We start from the raw sequence: 3704 nt of genomic DNA on the forward strand, positions 1-3704 counted from the left end.
CGGCGTCGGCGGGTACGTGCAGCCCGAGCTTGCTGCGGCGATAGAGGATATCGGCCGCCGACCGCGCCCATTCCCGATCGACGAGATAGTCGATCTCGGCGGCATGAAGCCCCGCGCCGAAATCCTCGCCAAGCTCGGTGGTCGTCCGCGCTGCACCGAGGATCCGGTCCACCCGCGTCCCGTAGGCGCGGCCGAGTCGGCGCAGCAGTTCAGTCGGCTGGTCGGGGTACGCCCGGATCAGCGCTTCGAGATACCGGTCGAAATCGCTCTCGGGCAGATCGCCACCGGGCAGCGCAACCGTCGCGGTCCAGCTTTTTGTCAGGTCCGTGTTTCGATCGGGGAAGAAGGGGGCAAGCTGGATCATCGCGTGCTCGGCGAGCTTGCGATAGGTCGTGATCTTGCCGCCGAAGATGCTCACCATCGCGGCGCGATCCTCCGCGGCGTCGAGATCTAGCACATAGTCGCGTGTCACCGCCGACGCACTGGCCGCGTGATCGTCGTAGAGCGGGCGGATCCCCGAATAGCTCCAGACGATGTCGGCGGGGGTGATGCCACGCTGGAAATACCGGTCGATGGTGTCGCACAGATAGGCGGTCTCGGCGGCGTCGATCGTCGCGGGGCCGGGGGCGCCCTGCCAGGCCTCGTCGGTGGTGCCGATCAGCGTGAAGCGACCTTCATAGGGAATCGCGAAGACGACGCGCTTGTCCGGGTTCTGCAACAGCAGGGCGTGATCGCCCGCATAGAGGCGCGGGACGACGATGTGGCTGCCCTTGATCAGCCGGACCCCGCGGTCGCGGTGCGAATCGGGGATCTTGCCCAGGACATCGGCGACCCAGGGTCCCGCCGCGTTGACGAGCACGCGGGCGGTGACGGTCCGCTCGCCCTGCGCATCGGCGATCGTCGCGGACCAGCCGCCGTCCCGTCGGGTCGCCGCGACCAGCCGGGTGCGCGTCAGGATCGTCGCGCCGCGCTCGGCCGCATCGCGCGCGTTGAGCACGACCAGCCGGCTGTCCTCCACCCAGCAATCCGAATAGACGAAGGCGCGCGTCGCGCCGGGTTTCAGCCCGTCGCCCAGCGGATCGCGGTCGAGACGCACGGTCCGCGTCGCGGGCAGGATCTTGCGGCCGCCCAGATGGTCGTAGAGGAACAGCCCGAGCCGGACCATCCAGGCGGGACGCGGCGAATGCGTCTGCGGCAGGACGAACTGCAGCGGCCAGATGATGTGCGGCGCGATCGCCAGCAGCCGCTCGCGTTCGATCAGCGCCTCGCGCACCAGCCGGAGTTCGCCATATTCGAGATAGCGCAGCCCGCCATGGATCAGCTTGGTGCTGGCCGACGAGGTATGGCTGGCCAGATCGTCCTGCTCGACCAGCAGGACCGACAGTCCGCGCCCGGCGGCATCGCGCGCGATCCCGGTGCCGTTGATGCCGCCACCGACGATCAACAGGTCGACGTCGAATTTCGCGGGCGTTTTCATCATCGTCTCCCGTTTACCACCGCGGGCCGACCGGTGGCTAGCCTCGACGCGGGGTGGTGGGGCGGCCTAGAGCGGTCGCAAAGGAGAGCCGCATGGGCCAAGCCACGCACGTCCTCGCGATCGATCAGGGTACGACATCGACGCGCAGCATCCTGTTCGATGCGACGGCCAGACCGGTCGCGACGGCGCAGCGCGAATTCGCGCAGCATTATCCGCGACTCGGCTGGGTCGAGCATGACCCCGAGGACATATGGCGCGACACGCTGGCGACCGCGCGCGAGGCGATCGCGCGCGGCGGCGTGCCCGCGCGCGACATCGCGGCGATCGGCATCACCAACCAGCGCGAAACCGTCGTCGTCTGGGATCGCGCGACGGGCACGCCGATCTACCCCGCGATCGTCTGGCAGGACCGCCGCACCGCGGATGTGTGTCAGAGCCTGAAGGCCGAGGGCGCGGAACAGATGGTCCGCGACAAGACCGGCTTGCTGCTCGATCCCTATTTCTCCGCGACCAAGATCGCGTGGATCCTCGACACCGTGCCGGGTGCGCGTGCGCGCGCGGACAAGGGGCAGCTCGCCTTTGGCACGATCGACTGTTTTCTGCTGTGGCGGCTCACCGGCGGCGCGGTGCATGCGACCGACGTGACCAATGCCGGGCGCACGCTCCTCTACGACATTCGCCGGCAGGACTGGGACGATGTGCTGTGCAGATTGCTGCGCGTGCCACAGGCGGTGCTGCCCGAGGTGCACGACAACAGCCATGTGTTCGGCACGACCGCACCGGGGTTGTTCGACGTCCCGATTCCGATCGCGGGAATGGCGGGGGATCAGCAGGCGGCGTTGTTCGGCCAAGCCTGCTTCGCGCGCGGCATGGTCAAGTCGACCTATGGAACAGGATGTTTCATGCTGCTCAACACCGGTGACACGGCGATCGCGTCCGACCACCGGTTGCTGACCACGCCCGCCTATCGGCTGAACGGGCAGATGACCTATGCGCTGGAGGGATCGATCTTCGTCGCCGGCGCGGCGGTCAAGTGGCTGCGCGACGGGCTCGGCGTGATCACCAGCGCGCACCAGACGCACGACATGGCGACCGAGGTTCCCGACAGCCACGGCGTCTACATGGTCCCCGCCTTTGTCGGGCTGGGCGCGCCGCACTGGGATCCCGACGCGCGCGGGCTCATCACCGGGCTGACGCTGGGCGCGACGGGCGCGCATCTCGCACGCGCCGCGCTTGAGGCGGTCGGCTATCAAACGCTCGATCTGGCGCAGGCGATGGTCGCGGACGGCGGCGCGGCGCCCGCGACGCTCAGGATCGACGGCGGCATGGCGGCGAACGACTGGCTGTGTCAGTTTCTCGCGGACATGCTCGAGACACCGGTCGAGCGGCCGACGCATCTCGAGACGACCGCGCTTGGCGCAGCGTTCCATGCGGGGCTGGCGACCGGCGTCTGGCCCGATCTCGATGCGTTGTCGCAGACGTGGCGGCGGGGGGCGTGTTTCGAGCCGCGCATGGCGACGAACGACCGCGCCGCGCTGATCGCCGGCTGGCACGCCGCGTTACGCAAGGCGCTCAGTACGGACTGACGATCGGCCGGGCCGCCTCAGGATGCGACGCGCAGACCCGTCACGCGCTGGACCAGGACTTCGATCTGGCCGCGATGGAACCCGGCGGCGAGGAACCGCTCGATCTCGGCGACCGGCAGCGCGAAGCCGTGGCGCCACGCATGGACCGAGAGCCGACGCAGCGCCTCGAGCCGCGGGTCGGCCAGCGGCGAGCGCTCGGACAGGCCGAAGATCGTCCGCAGCGCGCGGTCCAGCCGTCCCGGCACCGCCAGGCTGCGCAGGCCGTCTTGCTTCGCAAGCATGATGACATGCCATTCGAGCTGCGTGAACCCGGCCCGGCCTTCGGTCTGCGCGGCGCTGATCGTCGGCCGGCTGGCGACGGGGGCGGCGAACAGGTTGTCGAGGTCGAGATAGGCCATGGTCGGGTCTCTTCGGATGGACAAAGGGGCACGCGGCGAAGGTGCCGCGTGGGAAACAGGTCGAATTGTGGTGCAGCGCTTCGGGGCGGCAGCAAAATCATCGTTAGGTGAAGACCGGAGCAGGATCCCTGGACCCCGATCGTCTTCGATACCGCTCGGTATAGTAAGCGCAGGCGGGCGTCAATCGCCTTTTGTACCGACGGGTAGGGTTTCGACCGGGCCTGAAAACCGTAACGTCACCCG

At 68.6% G+C, this 3704-nt stretch carries 3 protein-coding genes; 1 reads left to right on the plus strand and 2 read right to left on the minus strand.

Features of this window, described 5'->3' with window-relative positions:
* The coding region (locus tag sphsw_RS16140) for a glycerol-3-phosphate dehydrogenase (protein ID WP_235188436.1) at positions 1–1477 on the minus strand (1477 nt) is incomplete at its 3' end.
* A gap of 92 nt (positions 1478–1569) precedes the next feature.
* Between sphsw_RS16140 and glpK the strand changes: the two genes are divergently transcribed.
* Positions 1570–3063, plus strand: a complete 1494-nt coding sequence (gene glpK / locus sphsw_RS16145) for a glycerol kinase GlpK (RefSeq protein ID WP_031441528.1) — start codon at positions 1570–1572, stop codon at positions 3061–3063.
* Between the two features lie 17 nt (positions 3064–3080).
* On the opposite strand, the gene sphsw_RS16150 is transcribed toward glpK, so the two are convergent.
* The gene (locus sphsw_RS16150; protein ID WP_031395863.1) at positions 3081–3461 is read right to left on the minus strand and encodes a hypothetical protein; all 381 of its coding nucleotides are present in this window, start codon (positions 3459–3461) and stop codon (positions 3081–3083) included.
* Between the last annotated feature and the right edge of the window lie 243 nt (positions 3462–3704).

Source organism: Sphingomonas sp. FUKUSWIS1 (assembly GCF_000733135.1).
GTDB classification, from domain to species: Bacteria; Pseudomonadota; Alphaproteobacteria; order Sphingomonadales; family Sphingomonadaceae; genus Sphingomonas; species Sphingomonas aerolata.